The sequence below is a fragment of the Flavobacterium polysaccharolyticum genome, from assembly GCF_038739875.1.
Taxonomy (GTDB): Bacteria; Bacteroidota; Bacteroidia; order Flavobacteriales; family Flavobacteriaceae; genus Flavobacterium; species Flavobacterium polysaccharolyticum.
Genome location: NZ_JBCGDP010000012.1, coordinates 35658 through 54849, shown reverse-complemented (window position 1 = coordinate 54849; position 19192 = coordinate 35658). Strand labels below are relative to the sequence as shown.

General features: G+C 35.0%; 17 protein-coding genes and 1 pseudogene. 3 read left to right on the top strand and 15 right to left on the bottom strand.

Annotated elements, in window-relative coordinates; genetic code table 11:
* Positions 1-100: 100 nt before the first annotated feature.
* Positions 101-607, bottom strand: a complete 507-nt coding sequence (locus WFZ86_RS12700; protein ID WP_342692265.1) for a DUF2911 domain-containing protein — start codon at positions 605-607, stop codon at positions 101-103.
* A 181-nt stretch (positions 608-788) separates the two neighbouring features.
* On the opposite strand from WFZ86_RS12700, the gene WFZ86_RS12695 reads away from it, so the two are divergent.
* Together WFZ86_RS12695 and WFZ86_RS12690 are read left to right on the top strand one after the other, a co-directional pair.
* Entirely contained in the window at positions 789-2705 is a 1917-nt protein-coding gene (locus tag WFZ86_RS12695) for a DUF294 nucleotidyltransferase-like domain-containing protein (RefSeq protein WP_342692264.1), read from the top strand.
* Between the two features lies 1 nt (position 2706).
* Positions 2707-3306: a 3'-5' exonuclease gene (locus tag WFZ86_RS12690; protein ID WP_342692263.1), complete on the top strand. Its 600-nt coding sequence runs from the start codon at positions 2707-2709 to the stop codon at positions 3304-3306.
* A 59-nt stretch (positions 3307-3365) separates the two neighbouring features.
* Here the strand turns inward: WFZ86_RS12690 and WFZ86_RS12685 are convergent, their stop codons facing one another.
* From WFZ86_RS12685 to pckA, 12 genes and pseudogenes are all read right to left on the bottom strand, one after another.
* A complete protein-coding gene (locus WFZ86_RS12685; protein WP_342692262.1) occupies positions 3366-5021 on the bottom strand; it encodes a M1 family metallopeptidase in 1656 nt (551 codons plus the stop codon).
* Positions 5018-5248, bottom strand: a complete 231-nt coding sequence (locus WFZ86_RS12680; RefSeq protein WP_342692261.1) for a hypothetical protein — start codon at positions 5246-5248, stop codon at positions 5018-5020. The genes WFZ86_RS12685 and WFZ86_RS12680 overlap by 4 nt, the downstream gene beginning before the upstream one ends.
* Before the next feature lie 219 nt (positions 5249-5467).
* A pseudogene (locus WFZ86_RS20405) lies at positions 5468-5659 on the bottom strand (DUF4265 domain-containing protein); the annotation flags it as partial.
* 243 nt (positions 5660-5902) lie between these two features.
* Positions 5903-6499, bottom strand: a complete 597-nt coding sequence (hisIE, locus tag WFZ86_RS12675) for a bifunctional phosphoribosyl-AMP cyclohydrolase/phosphoribosyl-ATP diphosphatase HisIE (protein WP_342692260.1) — start codon at positions 6497-6499, stop codon at positions 5903-5905.
* 87 nt (positions 6500-6586) lie between these two features.
* On the bottom strand, positions 6587-7342 hold the full coding sequence (hisF, locus tag WFZ86_RS12670) for an imidazole glycerol phosphate synthase subunit HisF (RefSeq protein ID WP_342692259.1): 756 nt from the start codon (positions 7340-7342) through the stop codon (positions 6587-6589).
* Positions 7343-7441: 99 nt separating this feature from the next.
* Entirely contained in the window at positions 7442-8167 is a 726-nt protein-coding gene (gene hisA, locus WFZ86_RS12665; protein WP_342692258.1) for a 1-(5-phosphoribosyl)-5-[(5-phosphoribosylamino)methylideneamino]imidazole-4-carboxamide isomerase, read from the bottom strand.
* A gap of 7 nt (positions 8168-8174) precedes the next feature.
* Entirely contained in the window at positions 8175-8762 is a 588-nt protein-coding gene (hisH, locus tag WFZ86_RS12660) for an imidazole glycerol phosphate synthase subunit HisH (RefSeq protein WP_342692257.1), read from the bottom strand.
* 71 nt (positions 8763-8833) lie between these two features.
* Positions 8834-9970 carry a bifunctional histidinol-phosphatase/imidazoleglycerol-phosphate dehydratase HisB gene (gene hisB, locus WFZ86_RS12655; protein WP_342692256.1) on the bottom strand — a complete coding sequence of 379 codons (1137 nt, stop codon included), beginning with the start codon at positions 9968-9970 and terminating at the stop codon, positions 8834-8836.
* A 140-nt stretch (positions 9971-10110) separates the two neighbouring features.
* Positions 10111-11157: a histidinol-phosphate transaminase gene (gene hisC, locus WFZ86_RS12650; protein WP_342692255.1), complete on the bottom strand. Its 1047-nt coding sequence runs from the start codon at positions 11155-11157 to the stop codon at positions 10111-10113.
* A gap of 76 nt (positions 11158-11233) precedes the next feature.
* Complete coding sequence (gene hisD / locus WFZ86_RS12645; RefSeq protein ID WP_342692254.1) at positions 11234-12532, bottom strand: histidinol dehydrogenase; 1299 nt, start codon at positions 12530-12532, stop codon at positions 11234-11236.
* Between the two features lie 125 nt (positions 12533-12657).
* On the bottom strand, positions 12658-13515 hold the full coding sequence (gene hisG, locus WFZ86_RS12640; RefSeq protein ID WP_315171870.1) for an ATP phosphoribosyltransferase: 858 nt from the start codon (positions 13513-13515) through the stop codon (positions 12658-12660).
* A gap of 369 nt (positions 13516-13884) precedes the next feature.
* Positions 13885-15489 carry a phosphoenolpyruvate carboxykinase (ATP) gene (gene pckA / locus WFZ86_RS12635; protein WP_342692253.1) on the bottom strand — a complete coding sequence of 535 codons (1605 nt, stop codon included), beginning with the start codon at positions 15487-15489 and terminating at the stop codon, positions 13885-13887.
* Positions 15490-15837: 348 nt separating this feature from the next.
* Here pckA and WFZ86_RS12630 point away from each other — a divergent pair, with 348 nt between their 5' ends.
* The gene (locus WFZ86_RS12630; protein WP_342692252.1) at positions 15838-17490 is read left to right on the top strand and encodes a putative transporter; all 1653 of its coding nucleotides are present in this window, start codon (positions 15838-15840) and stop codon (positions 17488-17490) included.
* A gap of 81 nt (positions 17491-17571) precedes the next feature.
* On the opposite strand, the gene WFZ86_RS12625 is transcribed toward WFZ86_RS12630, so the two are convergent.
* Together WFZ86_RS12625 and WFZ86_RS12620 are read right to left on the bottom strand one after the other, a co-directional pair.
* Positions 17572-18051, bottom strand: a complete 480-nt coding sequence (locus WFZ86_RS12625) for a DUF2231 domain-containing protein (protein WP_342692251.1) — start codon at positions 18049-18051, stop codon at positions 17572-17574.
* Between the two features lie 25 nt (positions 18052-18076).
* Positions 18077-19192: an efflux RND transporter periplasmic adaptor subunit gene (locus tag WFZ86_RS12620; protein WP_342692250.1), complete on the bottom strand. Its 1116-nt coding sequence runs from the start codon at positions 19190-19192 to the stop codon at positions 18077-18079.

Genomic DNA, 19192 nt, shown 5'->3' with positions numbered 1-19192 from the left:
TACTCGTAGCTCAAAATATTAAATTCTCGAGAATCTAATTAAACACTAATAAAAACAAAAAAAAGCACCATTTGGTGCTTTCTATAAAATCTTGTACAATTTATTTTACTTCAAATCCGATGATTAGATTTTCCCAAAGTAACTCGATTCGGGTTTCCATAATTTTGTATTCTAATTTTTCTACCAAAACATCACCTCTCTCATTTTTTACGGTAACTCTTAATTGATCGCTGCCAACTTTATAATCATACGATCCCCATTGCTTGGCTTCTTTGTTAAAAATGATAATGCTTTCATTTTCACTTGGTATAACAAAAAAAGAATATTTTCCAGCCGGTAATTGTTTTCCTTCGATAGTAATATTTTTGTCAGTTTCAAAAGTTGTTGCATCATTAGCTCCAGCACGCCAAACTTTGTCATAAGGAACCAATGCTCCCCAGATGGCTCTTCCTTTCACCGATGGACTTCCGTATTTAATAGTGATTGTGGTACCGTTGATTTTACCTGTTACCGTTTCAGCAGGACTTGTCACTTTTTTTTGTGCAAACGCAAAAGTGCTAATCAAAAAGGCAAAAAATAAGACTAATGTTTTGTTTTGTAATTTCATAGTTATAAACGTTTTTTAGAATATTACTTAAATATACTTCAACTCTAGCTATCTTTAAATGTTTTATCGTTTATTTTAAGAAATAATTAAGATATTTGCAAATCAACAAGTACTGAGAAACTACATTGATTTTGTTTTTCAATTTTACTATTTTTACAATAGTATTAACCTGCACAATATTATGAATACAATTGCTGAACGCATTGCTGACTTTCTAAAAGAGTTTCCTCCATTTAATAATTTAACATTTACTGAATTATCTGAAATAGCTTCGAATATTCGTGTAATTAACCTTGAAAAAAATCAAACACTGTTTCAAGTGAATGACACTTTACATGAATGTTTTTATGTAGTTGCCTCAGGAACAGTTAATTTATCAGTGATATCAGATGCTGAAGAAACACTTTTAAACAAATGCCATCAAGGAGATATTTTTGGTTTGCGCCCTTTTTTCGCCAAAAATAATTATATGATGACTTCTAAAGCTCGTGAAGAAAGTATTATCTATGCTATTCCTATTGCTACTTTCCGACCTTTTGTAGCTAACAACTCTTTGGTTTTGAATTTTTTATTAGAAAGTTTTGCCGCAACTTCTAGATATGCAAGTGACAAAGATAATTACGGAGGAAAATTGATTTCTGATAATGTATTTTACCCTGATCAACAATCTGAAATGCAATATTTTCAATCCTTAACCTATAATACTTCTCCTATTACAACTACTGCAAAAACAATCATTAAAGATATTGCACAGTTAATGACTGAAGAGATTGTAAATAATGTTTTAATCTGTGAAAATAACTTGCCAATTGGTATAGTGACCGACCGTGATATGCGTTCAAAAGTAGCAACTGGAAGATATTCAATTGCGGATACTATTGATAAAATAATGGACTCGCCTGTTATCACAGTAGTTGAGAACGTTTCTTTGGCTGAAGCCCAATTGTTAATGCTAAAACACAATGTAACACACCTTTGTGTAACTATTGATGGTACTTCTCAGTCTGTGGTGAAAGGAATTATTTCAGAGCATGACCTAATTATCGCTCAAGCAAGTAATCCAGGAGTTATGATCAAAGAAATAAAGCGTTCTTTAGCTTCTAAAGATTTAAAACAAATAAGAGAGCGTCTTACGGATTTGATTCAAAACTCAATATATAAAAATACACCTCTCTACCATGTAGCCAATATCGCAAGTGAAATCAACTTGGCCATAATAAAAAGAAGTGTTGAGCTATCAATTTTAGATTTAGGCTCTCCTCCTGCTCGTTTTGTTTGGTTAAGTATTGGTAGTCAGGGTAGAAAAGAGCAACTATTGTATACCGATCAAGATAGCATGTTGGTTTTTGAAGATGTCCCAGCGGATAAATACCGTGATGTAAAAGATTATTTTATCAAATTAGCAAAAAAAACGACAGCTACACTTGAAAAAGTTGGCTATCCTTTTTGTCCTCAAAGTCACATGGCTAGTAACTTACAATGGTGTAAATCATTATCGGACTGGATCAAACAATATAACAGTTGGATGAATACTCCTGGTGAAAATAGTAGCGACATGAGTAATATTTTCTTTGATTATGAATTAATTTTTGGAGATGAGATGTTAGAGGAAGCCATTGGAAATGTTGTTTTACAAAATACCAAAAACAATTCTTTATTTTTTGATTTCCTTGGAAATGATGTACTTAAAAATAATGCACCGCTGACCTTTTTCAAAAAATTTATCACCGAAGAAGATTCATTGAATAGAAATAAATTTGATATAAAAACTCGTGCTTTACTACCATTAATCGATGGCGCTCGTTTGTTTGCTTTACATTATAATCTAAAAGGGATTAATAATACTTATCTAAGATTTAAGCAATTAGCTATAGTTGATCCAAAAAATGAAGAGATATATTTAAATTGTGCCGATGCTTTTATTACTTTATCTAAATTCAGAACAATCGAAGGGCTAAAGAATGACGATTCTGGGCAGTACATGCCAATTACAGATATGTCTAAATTAGACAAAGATAAATTAAAGGCAGCATTGGCCCCAATGAAGGAATTAGAAGAATTGATTAAAGGAAAATTCAAACTTACACAATTTTCGTAATATGTTAGATTGGCTTAAAAATATCAATAAAGATTATCCTGATTTCTGGAAAGATTACTTATCAAAATTTGAATCTAAATCAAATCAAATCATTGTTTTTTCTACGGAAACATCAGGAATGAATCCTAGTAAAGATGTTATTTTATCTATTGGTTCTTTTACTATTGAAGAGAATGGTATTGCTATAGGAAAAAGTTTTGAAGCAGTGCTACTTCAATATAAGTATTTTCATGATAATGGACTTTCTAACGATTTTATCTTAAATAGTAAAATGAAAAAATTGGCAGAAATAGATGCCATTCAAATGTTTGTAGATTTTATAGGAAATGCAATACTCATTGGTCATCACATTGATTTTGATGTAGAAATGATTAATGAAGCACTAGAAAGGATAGGGTGTGGTAGATTAAAAAATCAAGCTTTGGATGTTGACGTAATGTATAGAAAGCTCAATGATATTACTGATAAAGAATTTTCATTAGATGAACTTTGCACTATTTATAAAATTCCTAAGAGCGACCGAAATTCTTCATCAGAGGATGCTTATAGAATCGCTTTATTGTTTTTAAAACTAAAAACTAAATTAGATTTCAATTTTTAAAACTAAAAAATCCCGTTTCATTTTAAGATTATGAAACGGGATTTTTTTAGCTAAAAGAACTACTCTGTTATATTCAAACTGCCCACATAATAGTTGTTATCCACTTCAAGTGTTGGTTTTTCTGTTGTTCCCAAAGGCAACATTTTCCATTCGTTATTCGGTTCCAAAATTTGTGCGGTACCATTCACATAAACTTTTACAGGGAGATTGAAATTGGCCACACTATTCGTCCAACGATACCCTAATTGCTTGTTTTTAAAGAAATACTCCAAGGTTGGAATGCGCGTATCACGCAAATACTGATTAAAAACAGGCGTCAAATCTCTTCCAATTTTTTCGCTCAAATAACTTTCAATTTGCTGTGTGGTTACCGTTTGATGATAAAAAGTGGCATTCAAACCGCGCAAGATATCACGCCACTTTTCGTCATTGTTTACCACTTGACGCAAGGTGTGTAACATATTGGCGCCTTTGTAATACATATCTCCAGAACCTTCATTGTTTACGTCATAGTTACCAATAATTGGTTTGTCATTTTCGATGTTTTTTCTAATACCGCGTACATAAGTGTAGCTCGCTTCTTTACCAAAATAATACTCCAAAAATAAACTTTCAGAATAATTGGTAAAGCTTTCGTGAATCCACATATCCGCTATGTCTTTATAAGTAATGTTGTTCGCAAACCACTCGTGTCCTGACTCGTGAATAATGATAAAATCAAACTTCATTCCCCAGCCTGTACCGCTCAAATCGCGTCCTAAATAACCATTCAAAAATTTATTGCCATAGGTTACGCTACTTTGGTGTTCCATACCCAAATACGGAGCCTGCACCAACTTGTAGCTGTCCTCATAAAATGGATAAGGACCAAACCAATGCTCAAAAGCCTTCAACATTTTGGGCACATCTTGAAATTGTTTTTTGGCTTTATCCAAATCATCGCGCAATACGTAATACGTACAATCTAAGTCGCCTTTTTCACCCTTGTATTTTTCAGAAAAAGAAACATAATCGCCAATATTAATATTCACGCCATAATTATTAATTGGATTCTTAACCACCCAATGAAAGGTTTTGGTACCATCTTTTTCCTTTTGAACACTTTGCAAACGCCCATTAGAAACATCCGTCAAATTCCCGGGAACGTTTACACTAATTTTCATTCCCTCGTCAACTTCATCATACATATGATCTTTGTTGGGCCACCAAACACTGGCTCCCAAACCTTGACAAGAAGAAGCAATAAACGGATTTCCGTTTTTATCCTTTTTCCAAGTAATTCCGCCATCCCAAGGCGGATTGACAGCTACTTTTGGTTTTCCACCATAAAAAACCACAATTTCTTTGGTGGTTCCTGCTTTTTGAGGAGCCGTTAAAGTAATAAAATAGACATTTCCCTCTCGCTTGTAGGTTAATGGTTTTCCGTCTTGCGTTACACTGGTAATGACCATCGGATTTTGCAGGTCAATTTGCATCACCGAATTTTCCTGAAGAACTTGGTAGCGAATAGTATTCGACCCCGAAATAGAGCTATCCGCTGGATTCACTTTGATGGCTAAGTGATAGTGTTTCAAATCCCACCAAGCACGCTCTTTGGTGATGCTACCTCTAAGACTGTCTTGTCGGGTAAAAGTGGTTTCATTTTTATTCAATAATCCTTGGGCTTTAATGACCGAAAACGAACTCATTAAAAGAAGGATGGTTATTTTTTTCATAAGGTATAGTTTTTTTCAAAACTACATACTTTTTTAGATTTTGCAGTAAAAAACAAACAAGAATTACTTACATTATTCTTATTTGGAGCAGGAAAAATAGGCATTTCAGTCAGCATCGTCCCGTGATCCGCTATATCTTTTGTAGCAATGGGTTTAAGCCCATCACTACAAAAGGATGCCGCTCCTCCCGGGGCTAAAAGGAAAGAATAAGCTTGATTGGGAAACATAATAGAATTTTGCAAATCTAAAATAAAGCATAATAATACTTTATCAAGTTTATAATTAATCAACTAAAGTTTTAGTACCAATGATTTTTTGACAAATTAGGTTCAGCATAAGAAATAATATTTTCTACTTCTAAATAGTTTAATTTTTCACGAATAGATACATAACTTATAGCAGCAGGTATTTCCATTACAAAATAACTATCACTAAACTTCTCAGAGTCACATCCTAAATAATTTAAACATATCTCTTAGGTTTTCAATTGACTCATTTTTTGCTACAATAACTTGAATTGTCGAATTTCCAGAATGCTCTATCGTTTCATTATAAACTAGCCTCCCTTCATCTTGATCAAATTCAGCAGAAATTATATCGCCACAAGATACTGGAGCATAAAAAGGAATGTTATCTAATTTGTATTTACCTTATTTTTCATCGATTATTGAAGCCCACATTGTTTCAATAGTCCAATCATTTAGTATGTTACTATAAAAACGAAACAATATTTTTACTTCTGTGCTAATTTTCTCTAACATTTGATAAATTTTATTTGAAACAAAGGATTCGAACTAGTAAAAGATGTTAAGCAAATGGTTAACAGTGATTTAATTCAAAAAACTTAAAATCTTTAATCTAAAATCTTAAGTCTTTTATCCTTACTTCTGTCTTCCCTTTAATACTTCCACCACATCATTCAATTGAAAACCTTTGGCTTGCAATAAAATCAAGTAGTGAAATAACAAATCGGCGCTTTCGCTCAAGAACAATTCATCGTTATCATCTTTGGCTTCAATAACCACTTCAACTGCTTCCTCTCCTACTTTTTGAGCAATTTTGTTGATGCCTTTTTCAAATAATGAAGCCACATAACTTTTCTCAGAATCCGAATTTTCGCGTCTAGAGTTTATAGTAGCTTCTAGTTCTGAAATAAAGCCGTAGTTATCTGAATTGGGTTCTTGCCAACAGGTATCAGCGCCAGTATGACAAGTTGGACCAACAGGTTTTGCTTGAATCAATAAGGTGTCGCCATCGCAATCATTTTTGATGGAAACTAATTCTAAAAAATTACCACTTTCTTCTCCTTTGGTCCACAAACGCTGTTTGGAACGGCTAAAGAACGTTACTTTTTGAGTCTCGATGGTTTTTTGAAGCGATTCTTCGTTCATATAGCCCAACATCAAAACATTTTTTGTTTCAGCATCCTGAATGATGGCTGGAATTAATCCGTGAGCACTTGATATATTTATTTGCATATTTTTTTATTTAAGAAAACGAAGTGTAAATAAAACTTCTTTTTTCAATGTTAAATTGGAATTTGGAATTTAAAATATTGGATTTTATTATAGTCTTACTTCAATTTGGTTATTTTTTAAAGCTTTTTTTAGAGTCTTAATCTCTATTTCTTTGAAATGAAATACGCTAGCCGCCAAAGCCGCATCAGCTTTTCCGTCAATAAAGGTATCCACAAAATGCTGAATGTTTCCAGCGCCTCCTGAAGCAATTATCGGAATATTAACCAATTGTGATAGTTGCGCTAAAGCTTCGTTGGCAAAACCATTTTTGGTACCATCGTGATTCATCGAAGTAAACAGTATCTCTCCAGCACCGCGTTGTTCTACTTCTTTTGCCCAATCGAACAATCGAATTTTCGTTGGCACCTTCCCTCCTACCAAATGCACCATCCATTCGCCTTCTATTTGTTTGGCATCGATAGCTACTACGACACATTGACTGCCAAATTTCTGCGCCAAGTCATTGATCAATTGCGGATTTTTTACCGCCGAAGAATTGATAGACACTTTATCAGCACCATTTTGCAGCAAAACTTCCACATCTTCAACAGCCGAAATACCACCACCCACCGTAAATGGAATATTGATGGTTGCCGCCACTTTTCGAACCAAGTCAATCAAGGTGCTGCGTCGCTCCTCAGTAGCCGAAATGTCCAAAAACACCAATTCATCTGCCCCTTCATCGGAATAGATTTTAGCCAATTCTACAGGATCACCTGCATCGCGTAAATCGACAAAATTTACCCCTTTTACGGTTCGTCCGTTTTTAATATCTAAGCAAGGTATTATTCTTTTTGTTAACATCGTGTAGTTATTTCACAGAGTATCACGAAGATTTCACAGTGCCACACAGAGATTTTGCTTCTTCTTTGCGTTGTACTTTGCGCATCTTTGCGAAAAAATCTATTGGTTCAAAATATAATATTCTAATTGTTTCAGCGTGATTCTTCCTTCATAAATCGCTTTTCCGATTATTGTTCCTTCGCAACCTAGTTCCGCTAATTTAGGCAATTCATCAAAAGTAGAAATTCCTCCAGAAGCAATCAATTTTATCCCTTGGGCTTGTTCCAGTATTTTTTGGTACAAATCAAAACTTGGGCCTTCTAACATTCCATCTTTAGCAATATCGGTGCAAATCACGTACTGAATACCTTTGCTTTGATAGTCTTGTATAAACGGAATCAAATCCTCATTAGAATCCTCCAACCAGCCAGAAACAGCCACTTTTTCATTGTTAGCATCTGCTCCCAAAATAATTTTATCCGAACCATATTCTGCAATCCATTTTTCAAAAATGGCTCGATTTTTTACGGCTATACTTCCTCCTGTAATTTGGTTGGCACCACTTTCGAAAGCAATTTTCAAATCGGCATCGGATTTCAAACCACCACCAAAATCAATTTTCAATTTCGTTTTAGTCGCTATTTGTTCCAAGATTTTATAATTGACAATTTGGCTCGACTTCGCACCATCCAAATCTACTAAGTGCAAATACTCAATTCCGTGTGCCTCGAATGATTTAGCGACTTCCAGTGGATTTTCATTATAAATAATTTTGGTGTCGTAGTCACCTTTGGACAAACGCACACATTTTCCTTCGATGATATCTATTGCGGGTATTATTCGCATAATTTGTTTACAGTTTAAGGTTTAAAAAGTTGTTTAAAATTTGCTCTCCAACATCCCCACTCTTTTCGGGATGAAATTGCGTTCCGAAGAAATTGTCTTTCTCTAAGGCCGATGAATACTCTAATTCATAGTTTGTGGTGGCAATGGTCTCCTTGCAAAGTGGCGCATAAAAACTATGTACCAAATACATATATTCATTCTCGGCAATACCTTTGAACAAATCCGATTTTAGATTGTAAATCGTGTTCCAACCCATCTGAGGCACTTTCACTTTGGAAGAAAATTTGATTACATCCACATCAAAAATTCCCAAACCTTTTGTATTCCCTTCTTCAGAAGATTGACACATCAACTGCATCCCCAAACAAATACCCAAAACAGGTTGCTTCAAGGTTGGAATCAACGTATCCAGTCCGCTTTCTTGTAGCATTTTCATTGCATAACTCGCTTCGCCCACGCCAGGAAAAATGACTTTATCTGCTGCTTTTATCTCTTCAGGATTGTTACTCAAAACTGCTTTGTAACCCAATCGTTCTATGGCAAACATAATGCTTTGAATATTTCCTGCGCCGTAATTTATGATAACTATTTTCATTATTTTAAGTTAGATGTCAGAAGTTAGATGTCAGAAGTTTTTAATTTTCCACTTCTAAATTCCCATTTATTTTAGAGCATTCCCTTCGTACTTGGTAAAATCATTTTCTCCGTATCGCGTTTCACGGCTACTTTTATAGCTTTGGCGAAAGCCTTGAAAATCGCTTCGATTTTGTGGTGTTCATTGGTGCCTTCCGCTTTGATGTTGATGTTTGCTTTTGCCCCGTCTGAGAAGGATTTAAAGAAATGGTAAAACATCTCAGTTGGCATTTTACCTACCATTTCGCGCTTGAATTCAGCTTCCCAAACCAACCAATTTCTTCCGCCAAAATCAATCGCCACTTGCGACAAACAATCGTCCATTGGCAAACAAAAACCATAGCGTTCTATCCCTAATTTATTGCCTAGAGCTTTGGCAAAAACTTCTCCCAAAGCAATGGCCGTATCTTCAATAGTGTGGTGTTCGTCTACTTCTAAATCGCCTTTTACCGAAATTTCTAAATCCATTTGTCCGTGACGCGCAATTTGGTCCAACATATGGTCAAAAAAAGCAATTCCAGTGTCGATTTTGCTTTTTCCTGTCCCATCCAAGTTCAGTTGAATGTTGATATCGGTTTCATTCGTTTTTCTAGCAATACTAGCCGAACGAGCTTCTAATTTCAAAAACTCATAAATCACTTTCCAATCGGTAGTTTGCAACGCAATTACAATGTCTAATTCCTCTTTTTTACTAGACAATTCTGCCGCTCCCAACCCTTCTTCTTGCTTCAAGAAAATGGCTTTTGCTCCTAGATTTTTAGCCAATTCTACATCGGTCAAGCGGTCGCCCAACACAAAAGAATTCGCTAAATCATAATTCGGATTGTTAATGTACTTGGTCAACATTCCCGTTCTAGGTTTGCGCGTTGGCGCATTGTCTTCTGGAAACGAGCGGTCCACAAAAATATCATCAAACAAAACGCCTTCGTTCTCAAAAGCTCTCAAAATAAAATTTTGCGTAGGCCAAAACGTATCTTCAGGAAAACTAGCGGTTCCTAAACCATCTTGATTCGTAACCATCGCTAATTCATAGTCCAATTCTTTGGCGATTTTTGCCATATATTGAAACGCCTTAGGATAAAATTCTAATTTACTCAAACTGTCCAACTGATACCCTTCTGGTTCTAAAACTAGCGTTCCATCACGGTCTATAAAAAGTACTTTTTTCATCTTGTTTTATATTGTTTATTTGGGCGTGCCCCACCAGAAAAAGGTGGGTCGGGCTTCCGTTCCCGCTTTTTTGTAACTCCGTTCCTCCGTTACAAAAAGAGCTCCACTACATCCCTCACGCAATTTACGGTTCTCTACTACTAAATGGCTAATAAAGCTTCTATCAATTTCTTATTTTCTGTTTCTGTACCAATCGTTAATCGCAAGCAATTATCGCAAAGGGGTTGCGTAGTACGGTTCCGAATCACGATACCTTTGGCAATTAACTCATCGTATCTTTTGTTGGCATCATCCACTTTAATCAAGACAAAATTCGCTTCTGTTGGATAAACAACTTCAACAAAATTTACTTTAAGTAAAGCTTTAAGTAAAAGCTCTCTTTGCGCAATAATCGAATTGATTTCCAAATCAATTTTTGCTGGTTGCTGCAAACGTTCTATCGCTCTTTGTTGTGTTAATTCATTGACGTTGTAAGGCGGTTTAATTTTATTCAACACCCCAATAATAGCTTCTGAAGCATAGCAAATTCCGAGTCGAATACCTGCCAATCCATAGGCTTTAGACAAGGTTTGTGTAATGACCAAATTAGGATAAGCGTCCAATTCGTTAACCCAACTCGCTTTTGTAGAAAAGTCGATGTAGGCTTCATCAATAACCACTAATCCCTTGAAATTATTCAACAAATACACAACACTTTCATCCGAAAATGAGTTACCCGTTGGGTTATTTGGAGAACACAAAAAGATGATTTTGGTATTGGCGTCAACCGCTTCCAAAATGGCTTCTACATTGGGTTGAAATTCATTGGTTAGCAACACTTCTTTGTTGGTTACATCATTCAAATTCGCCAAAACATTGTACATTCCATACGTTGGTGGCAACGTAATTATATTATCTGTTTTAGGCTCACAAAACCCTCTAAACAATAAATCTAATACCTCGTCGCTACCGTTCCCTAGTAGGATTTGTTTCTTTTGCAAGCCTTTATTTTGCCCTAAAATCGATTTTACCGATTGTTGTTGTGGGTCTGGATAACGATTTACCCCATTTTCAAACGGATTTTCATTCGCATCCAAGAAAATCATTTGAGCGGTATCAAAATCTTCAAATTCGTCACGAGCGGAAGAATAAGGTTTCATTGCCTTAACGTTTTCTCGAGTTATGGTGTTTATATCAAAAGTATTCATAATAAGTTTTTTATTCCTGCAAGGTTTCAAAAACCTTGTAGGTATTAGTTAACAAATAGCAATCTAAAATATAGACCTACGAGGTTTTAGAAACCTCGCAGGACTGTAATCGAAGCGTCACCGCATTTTTATGGGCTTGCAATCCTTCTGCCTCTGCCATTAGTTCAATAGCAGGACCTATATTTTGGATGCCCTCAGCTGTAATTTTTTGAAACGTCATCGATTTCAAGAAGCTATCCAAATTGACACCACTATAATTCTTAGCATAGCCATTGGTTGGCAAAGTGTGGTTGGTTCCAGAAGCGTAATCTCCAGCGCTTTCTGGGGTGTAATTCCCAATAAAAACCGAACCTGCATTACCAATATTATCTACATAAAAATCTTCGTTTTTAGCGCAAATAATGAAATGTTCAGGCCCGTATTCGTCAATCAAGTCTAAAGCAATCTGGTCATTTTCTACATAAATTAATTTAGAGTTTTCAATGGCTTTTGTCGCAATAGCTTTTCTTGGTAACACTTCCAATTGCGTTTGAATTTCAGTTTCAACCGCGTCAATTAAGTCTTTTGAAGTAGAAACTAAAATCACTTGACTATCGGTACCGTGTTCCGCTTGCGATAACAAATCCGAAGCTACAAAGGCAGGAACGGCTGTGTCATCAGCAACGATTAACAATTCTGATGGTCCCGCAGGCATATCGATGGCAACTCCAAACTGAGTGGCTAGTTGTTTCGCTACCGTTACAAATTGATTTCCTGGTCCGAAAATTTTATACACTTTTGGAATTACAGTTGTGCCAAAAGTCAATCCTGCTATGGCTTGAATACCACCCACCTTCAAAATTTTGGTTACCCCACACAACTGTGCGGCATACAAAATGGCTGGATTGATTTTTCCTTTTTTATCTGGAGGAGAACACAGCACAATTTCCTTGCAACCCGCAATATTCGCTGGAACTGCCAACATTAAAACAGTCGAAAATAAAGGAGCAGTCCCACCTGGAATGTACAACCCAATCTTTTGAATTGGGCGTTTTTCTTGCCAACACGAAACACCTGAAGTGGTTTCTACACTAACACGAGTCGTTTTTTGAGCCGTATGGAATTTCTCAATATTGGATTTTGCCAGTTGAATAGCCTCTTTTAATTCTTGCGGAATTGATGCGATGGCTTCATTGATTTCTTCTGGAGTAACTTCAAGATTGGCTACTGCTACTCCGTCAAAAAGAGAAGTGTATTTGGTAATGGCTTCGTCTCCCTTTTTTTGTACTTCTTTGAAAATTTCTTTTACAGTAGTTTCTATGTCATCTACTGTTTTCGTGGGTCTTTCTAAGAGGGTTGACCACATTTCTGGTTTTGGATTGTATAATTTGTTCATTATTCTATTTTTTAACCGCAAAGTCCGCAAAGGTTTTTCGCAAATTTCGCTAAGATTATAATGTACTTTTCTGTCTTAATTTTTTTAAATCTAATTGGTAATTCCCCCTTCGGGGTTTATGGGACTTAAAGCACCATTTTCTCAATTGGGCAAACCAAAATTCCTTCGGCGCCAACTTCTTTTAATTGATCGATGACTTCCCAAAACGTATCTTTGTCTATAACCGAGTGCACACTACTCCATCCTTCTTGCGCCAATGGTAATACCGTTAAACTTCTCAAAACGGGAAGAATTTTACCTACAGCATCAATTTTATCATTGGGAATATTCATCAAAATGTATTTGGATCTTCTGGCTCTCAACACCGATTCGATTCTGAATTTCAAGGTGTCTATGATCTTTTGAGATTCCTTACTTACTTTGGGTGAAACGGCTAAAACAGCTTCGCTTTTGAAAATCACTTCTACTTCTTTCAAATTGTTTTTGAACAACGTACTGCCACTTGAAACAATATCAACAATAGCATCGGCTAAACCTATGTTTGGAGCAATTTCTACCGATCCCGAAATTTGGTGAATATCAACCGTAACACCTTTGGAATTAAAAAAATTAATTACTGTATTTGGATAAGAAGTCGCGATTCGCATTCCTTCTAAATCTTTTACAGAAGTATAATTGAAGGCTTTAGGGACAGCTACAGAAACTTTGCATTTGGAAAAACCTAATTTCTGAATTACTTCAATGTTTTTTCCTTTTTCGACTAACAAATTATCCCCTACGATAGCAATGTCTACTACTCCATCAATAAGATATTGTGGAATATCAGAATTTCTCAAGTACAATACTTCAAGAGGAAAATTAGAGGCTTCCGCTTTTAATTGATCGATGCCGTTGTCTATTGATATTCCGGCATCTTTAAGGATTTGGATACTATCTTCGTTTAATCGTCCTGATTTTTGGATAGCAATTTTTAGTGTACTCATTTTAGTTTTTTGTTTAGATTGATAAAATTTGAGTACAACTAAGAAGGTATAAAAAAACCCGTTTGATGTACTCAAACGGGTTTTAAAATATGATGATTTACAAACATACCATTAACACATCGCTTGAGAGCAATAATGTAAATGATGATGATGTAATTGAGTTGCGAACATTGATTCTTTTTTTTTAACGATGCAAATATATAGAAATATTTTTTTGTAAAACTAATTATTTTATAACATTGTGTTGTTTAATTGTTAAATCACTGTTTTCTTTAAAACGAAACACCCGCTACGACAAGCCAAGAGCAAGTGGTAACGAGTGTTTCAAAAAAAACCAACTTAATTATTATTATAGAATTATTACAGCTATTACAGTTGTGGTCCAGCAGCTACTAAACGTTTACCTTCTTCGGTATTAGTATATTGCTCGAAGTTTTTAATATATTTAGAAGACAAGTCTTTTGCTTTAGCTTCCCATTCTGCTTTGTCTTTGTACGTATCTCTAGGATCTAAGATTCCTTCACTTACGTTTGGTAGAGCTGTTGGGATAGTTAAATTCAAGAATGGAATTTTTGCTGTCTCTGCGTTATCAATTTCTCCACTAATGATAGCATCAATGATTGCTCTAGTATTTTTCAAAGAAATTCTTTTTCCTGTACCATTCCAGCCTGTGTTCACCAAATACGCTTTTGCTCCGTGTTCTTTCATTTTACCAATCAATGTTTTAGAGTACATTGTTGGGTGTAAGGTTAAGAAGGCTTCGCCAAAGGCTGGAGAGAAAGATGGTTCTGGTGCAGTAATTCCTCTTTCAGTACCTGCTAATTTAGAAGTGTAACCACACAAGAAGTGATATTGTGCTTGATCTTCGTCTAAGATTGAAACTGGAGGCAATACACCAAAGGCATCTGCAGACAAGTAAATGATTTTCTTAGCGTGTCCTGCTTTTGAAGGCAATACAATCTTGTTGATGTGATAGATTGGGTAAGAAACTCTTGAGTTCTCAGTGATACTATGATCATAATAATCAATTTCTCCGTACTCATCCACAATCACGTTTTCTAACAAAGCGTCACGTTTGATAGCTCTCCAAATGTCTGGCTCATTGTTTTCACTTAAGTCGATAACTTTTGCATAACAACCTCCTTCATAGTTAAATACTCCATTGTCATCCCATCCGTGTTCATCATCTCCAATCAAGTAACGTTTTGGGTCAGCAGATAAAGTTGTTTTTCCAGTTCCAGAAAGTCCAAAGAATACCGCTACATCTCCATCTTCACCTACGTTTGCAGAACAGTGCATAGAAGCCATTCCTTTTAATGGTAGGTAGTAGTTCATCATTGCGAACATTCCTTTTTTCATTTCACCACCGTACCAAGTTCCACCGATAATTTGGATTTTTTCTGTTAAATTGAACATTACAAAGTTCTCAGAGTTTAATCCTTGCTCTTTCCAGTTTGGATTAGTCGCTTTTGAACCATTCATTACGATGAAATCTGGTTCTCCAAAGTTTTCTAATTCATAAATAGAAGGTCTGATGAACATATTGGTTACAAAGTGTGCTTGCCAAGCTACTTCCATTACGAAACGTACTTTTAAACGTGTATCAGGGTTCGTTCCGCAGAATGCATCTACTACATATAATTTGGGAGAGGTAGACAATTGCGTTAATACTAATTCTTTACACTCGTCATAAATTACTTTTGAAGTTGGAAAGTTTACTTTGTCGTCCCAGTAAATAGTATCTTTAGTTACATCATCTTTAACAATATATCTATCTTTAGGAGAACGTCCTGTAAAAATACCAGTTTTAACTGCTACAGCTCCAGTTGAAGTATTCGCCCCTTTCTCGTATCCTTTTCTTTTTAAAGAAACCTCTGCTTGATACAATTCTTCATAAGATGGATTATATACTACTTCATGATAACCAGTAATTCCTAAATTGTGTAGTTCCTGAATGATTTTAATGTTTTTCATTGTTACGATTTTTTATTATTTTTTAACCTTATTTTTTTTATAAATCTCTTAATTTTTGATATTCAAATTTACGTCGATTATAGATGGAAAAAACTGATATTTATCATAAACAGAAGAAAAATTTACGAAAACGATTGCAGTTTTTATCACTGATTATAAGGGTTTTATAGCGAAAACGTTTTCTTAACAAATGTATACTTTTATTTTAAAAAAATCTATAGTAACTGATTTTTATCATACAATATTTTAGCTAAAAGTGATTCATTTACACTACTTTTAATAATAATAAATTTTAACATTATGTTTGAATGGTTTAAAATATTGTTCACTCCGACGGAAGAGCCGGAGATGGCACAGTCACTAATAGTTTTGTTTTTAGCTATAAGTATAGGTTTCTTTGCAGGAAGACTCAAAATAGGAAAAGTTTCTCTTGGGGTATCCGCTGTTATGTTTGTTGGACTCTTTTTAGGACACTTAGGGTATAGCATGCAAGCCGATTTGATTCAGTTTGTGAGAGAGTTTGGTTTAATTCTCTTTGTATATGGAATTGGAATACAAGTAGGTCCTACTTTCTTTTCTTCCTTTAAAAAAGAGGGTTTGGTTTTCAATGCTTTGGGTGTAGGAACAGTTTTTCTTGGAGGAATCATTGCTTATCTTATTCATATTTTGGCCAATGTAAAAGTGGAAAATGCTGTAGGCTTAATGTCAGGGTCTGTTACCAATACTCCAGGATTAGGAGCGGCTAAATCCACTTTGATAGAAATTCAAAAGCAATTGAATCTACCGGCTGATCATTTTTCTGATCCAGCGATTGCTTATGCCATCACCTACCCGATTGGAGTTTTTGGAATTATTTTCCTTATTATAGTTGCCAAAAATGCCTTAAAAATTGATCTTGAAAAAGAGGTAATCTTACTCAAAAAGAAGAATAAAGACCACGAAAATGCTATCGTTCGTCAAAAATGCAGGGTTACTAAATCAGAAGTTATTGGTAAGACTTTCAAACAAGTATTCAAAGAGTTTCATATTGATAATGTTATTATTTCGAGACAAAAACAAAGTGGTACTAAAGTCGTTTATTCTCCTTCATTGGATTCTATCATAAAAGCTAAAGATGTTTTGATGGTGGTAGCCAAACAAAAAGACATTAACCATTTTATTGATATTGTAGGTAAAATTTCGACCGATTTGTTTATTGAATCAGAAGAAGATGTGACCACAAAAATTCTGAGTGTGACCCACAAAACAGCTATTCATAAAACATTGGCTGAATTGGATTTATACAATCAATATGACGTGAAAGTAACTCGTGTTATTCGTTCTGGATTAGAAATTTTAGCACAACCTTCATTGGAATTATTCTACGGCGATACTTTGATGGTTGTTGGTAACAAAGAAGCTATTCAAGAAGCCGAAAAAATCATTGGAAACTCTAAGAAAATATTATTAGAACCCGATTTTCTATCTTTGTTTGGCGGTTTAATTTTTGGATTAATCATTGGTTCTATTCCAATTGTGATTCCTTCATTACCCGTTCCTTTAAAATTAGGTTTGGCAGCTGGTCCTCTTTTAGCAGCTTTGTTTATTAGTAGATATGGTGGTGTTGGTGTGATTCACTCGTATATTAACAACGGAGCGATTCACTTTATGAAAGATCTTGGAATTTGTATGTTCTTTGCTGCAGTAGGAATCAAAGCAGGACACGGGTTTTATGATAATTTTATATCAAACAATGGTTGGATGTGGATTTACTACGGCTGTTTTATCACTTTTATTCCATTGACGCTTTTGGTACTTATCAGTCGTTTTGTTTTTAAGCTCAATTTTTATCAGATGGTAGGAATAATGAGTGGCTCTTATACAGACCCTGCAGCTTTGGCTTTTAGCACCAAATACTTAGATTCTGACATCCCTAATCAATCGTATGCTACCGTTTATCCTCTGGTAACTATTAGTCGAATTCTGGTCGCACAATTGCTTATTTTACTCTTTGCGAGTTAATCCAAATCTATTTATTTCAATTTCAATAAAAAAGGATGTCAAACTAATGACATCCTTTTTTTCGTTAGTATACAATTAAAATTAATCCTTGTCTTCCATTTGAACATCAGCAGGAATAGCTACTGATCTTATCTCTGTATGACGAATCTCTCCACCTGTTGTTCCAGTTTGTTGTCCCAAAAATACGGCTACAATAGCAATAACAAGCGCTAGATAAGTCACCAAAACTGATTTTGCAGATTTTTTATAATTCAAATAAAAACCAGCTAAAGAAGTAGCTGCTAATACATAAAGTACAATGGCTAGTTTTTCCGCCATTTCTTCATGTTCGTGAATAATATCGTGACCAATAGTAGGCATATCCTCAACCAATTCCTCTGCTCCTTCTCCAGTTGCCATACTTACTGCAGCAAAAATAGCCGCTACAATAAACAGAAAAAATGCCGTATTCTTGACCGAATTGTTTTTTAACAACAACCCAACCACTAAAATTCCTAATCCTAAAATCGTCCCGATAATAGGAAAATGGTTCACCACTAGGTGCAAATGTGCTTCATTCATAAGTTTTATTTTTAAGTTAAATTTTTCATTCTGCTAAATCAAAAACGCCTTTGGTTAAAATTTTAGTAGAAGCGTAGATGGAAGTATTTGGTAGTATTTCACTAAAATCCTCATTTTGTTCTCCTAAAGATACGGCTAATTTCTTGAAGGCGTATCCATTTTTATTGGTAACCAAAACAAAAACATAATGCTTGTTATTTTCTTTCATAATGGCTTCAGAAGGCACCGCTAAACCTTTTTTAGTATCAAAAATAATGGCCGCTTCTACAAACATACCTGTGAGTAGTTTTTGCTTGGATTCGTCTTCTAAATGTCCGTGAACATTGATGGTTCTATCATTTCCTTCAATTGATTTCCCTACCAAATGCACTTCTGCATTAAACACTTCCTTAGTCGCTTCAGGAACAGTAAATTTGATTTTTTGCCCTTTAGTTACTTTCAAAATATCTTTTTCAAACACAGCTAATTCTAAATGCAAGTGGTCTGTATCTACAATTTCCAAAATCACATCTTCAGGATTCATAAGCATCCCCACATTGGCATTCATAATCACAATATCACCAGCAATGGGAGCATAAATGGTAATTATAGATGTGAATTTGCCTTTCTCCACCTGAATAGGACTAATGTGCATCAAAATCAGTTTTTGCTTCAAGCTCTGATAGGTTGCCATCGCTCTTTTGTACTCGCTTTCCGCCTTGAAGTAGTTCTTTTGAGAGGTAATTTTTTCATCATACAAAGTCTTTTGTCGAACAAATTCCGATTTGAGATACTTTAACTGTTCGGCAACTTCTAAATATTCTTTTTGAATATCAATAAATGCCGTATTTTCAAGAGTTAGCAAAGCTTGTCCTTTACGAACTCTATCTCCCACCAAAAGTTGTGTGCTTTTAACATAACCTCCTATGAAAGTGGTGACTTTGGCTCTATTTTGAGGCGGAACATCAATCTTGCCAGACACTTTTATGGTTTCGTCAAAATCTTTCATTATAGGACTGCTAATGACCATTCCTGCGGATTGAAATTGTGCCTGAGTAACGCTGACCAAACCATCGTCTTCTGTTGTTACTGGTGTAGATTCTTCTTTTTTACAGCCTATAAAAAGCAGTGTAAGTACTAATATATACAGTTGTTTTTTCAT